Annotated in this window: 1 protein-coding gene; it reads right to left on the bottom strand. The window is 64.7% G+C overall.

The genetic code is table 11. The annotated features are described in order from the left end of the window. Nucleotides 1-409: 409 nt before the first annotated feature. A partial coding sequence (locus tag VFH65_RS28880; protein ID WP_353326496.1) for a hypothetical protein occupies nucleotides 410-2,093 on the bottom strand: 1,684 nt, incomplete at its 5' end.

Raw genomic sequence — 2,093 nt, 5'->3', positions numbered from 1 at the left:
CTTGATGCGACGCCATTCGGGGGAGAGTGTATCGCGGCAGCGATCACTGTCAACATCCCGGGTCCGGTCAGCCGGACGGGGGGTCCGCTGATACGATCACGCGCGTACGCCCGGCTCGCGAGGCCTGTCGTGCGGCGAAGTACAGATCACGCATTGAACGCGGCAGTGCCGCGTCACTCACCACGCGGGCGCCGCCCTCCTCACCGGGGGCCGCGCCCGTGCTGGTTTCCCTGGTGCCCGTGTGGTGCTCAGCCGTCGCCGGCAGCGAGCGGGGCCAGCGTTTCATCGACAAGGTCCCTGGCCCAGCTTTCGGGCATCGTGATGATTCCGTCGCCGTTGCGTACTCCCATGGCTTTCCTCCCCAGGCGAAACCCCGATATAGCGATCCGCAAATGTCTGCGGGATCGTATCAACGGATCCGCTTGGCCGGGTAGCGCCGGTTCGACGGTGTGGTGACGCCGGTGGCGACCGCGTCCTGCGCGGCCTCCCACGCGAGAACGCAGGCCATGGCCATATCGATTTTGCGGGGGCTGTGATGAAAATCCTTGCCGATCTGGACGGTTCCACCGCCGCCGGGGCGGATCTTCCGCTTGGCGTTGAGGATGTGCCGCCGCAGCACCGCGGCCAGCCGCTGCGCCTCGCTGCCCTCGGGCAGGAAGTCGGCCGGCGTGAACGAGGCCCGCTTCTCCACGACCGCTTCGCGGAACCGCTGAAGGGCGGCCTCCATAGGTCGGGGTCTGTTCGTCCACCATTCTAGTGGGCGGTCGGCTTTCGCCTTCACCGTCATCTTGGCCCCGAACTGCGCCGACCAGCGGTCCGCATAGTCCTGCCAGAAGGCGGGGTCCAGGAAAAAACCGATGACGGTGTATGTGTGCATGGCGTGCTGCACAACAGCATCGACAGCTTCACGGTCGACCTGCCAACCGTTCGGCCCGACCACGTCAGGCTTTTCCCACACCCCGAGCGGGAAGATGTGCATGTCCGACAGCCGAATCGCGACGACGGCCGTGCTGTCGTCGTGGACCGAGCCGTCGAGGCCCATGCAGATCCGGTCGCCTTTTTTCAGCGGGGACCGGTCGGTGCGCCGGCACGCATCCAGTTCGTGCGCGGCGATCCACGCATCCGACGCCGACGTCTGCGCGTTGAGCCAGTACCGTCTACTGTCCGCAACCGGGTTGCGCGTGTCATAGAATTCGTCGACGAGGCCGTCGAGATCCTGCCACGCAATGGCGTCGCCGAACGCTTCACGAATCGCCTCACGCAACGCCTGCTCGTCGGTGAGGTCGTCACATACGCCCCACCTGTGGTCGTACAGAAGCCTTAGCCGGCCCCGTTTCTTGCGACCTTCGCGGATCGCTTCGGCTTCGCCGTAGGTCAGTTCGGCGATCGACTCCTGGCCGGGTTCGAACATCGTCGTTGTCTCGATGTACCAGGTCCCGGAGCCGCCCTTGCGCTTGCGAAGGTTCCTCGTGACCGTCCGGTACATGCGCCGCAACTCTGGCGTGTGATAGAGGTGCGACTCATCGAAAACCACGAATGTCTGTCGGCCACCGTCTTTCGCGCTCGAACTCGCTGTGCTGGCACGGATTTCCCCGCCCCACGGCAGCAGCACCTTCTCCACACCGGCATCGACACCCGGCACATGGAACAGCGGGCACTCGTCGTCTGTCAGATTGAAATACACCACTGCATAAACGTTGGCTACCTGGCCCTCTTCGGTGGCCATGCACGCGATGATCGGCGCCGTCGGATGCGCACCCATCGGCTCGCCGGGCTGGTATTCATACCTGAACCCCAAACCCCATGGATCTTCGTAGATTTCCCCACCGCGTGCCCATCCACCGAACCGGCACGGACCCAGCGCCTCGAACAACGCGATGACCGCCGCCAGCGCACTCTTCGCCGTGCCCTTCGGCCGCGAAAGGAACGCTGAATCGATGGCCAGGTGGTTGTTCGACGACGACTCCGTCTGCATGTAGCAGTCGGCGAGAAACCCGGTGTATTCGTCGGTCAGCAGATACTGCTGGCCCTGGACGTCACCCGGACCATGCCGGCAGAAGTGCTCGATCCAGGCCGAGGCGAGCCACCCAAGG

Source organism: Mycobacterium sp., assembly GCF_035697385.1.
Lineage (GTDB): Bacteria > Actinomycetota > Actinomycetes > Mycobacteriales > Mycobacteriaceae > Mycobacterium.
The sequence above is the reverse complement of the archived record's forward strand: the minus strand, read 5'-3'. Positions and strand labels throughout refer to the sequence as shown.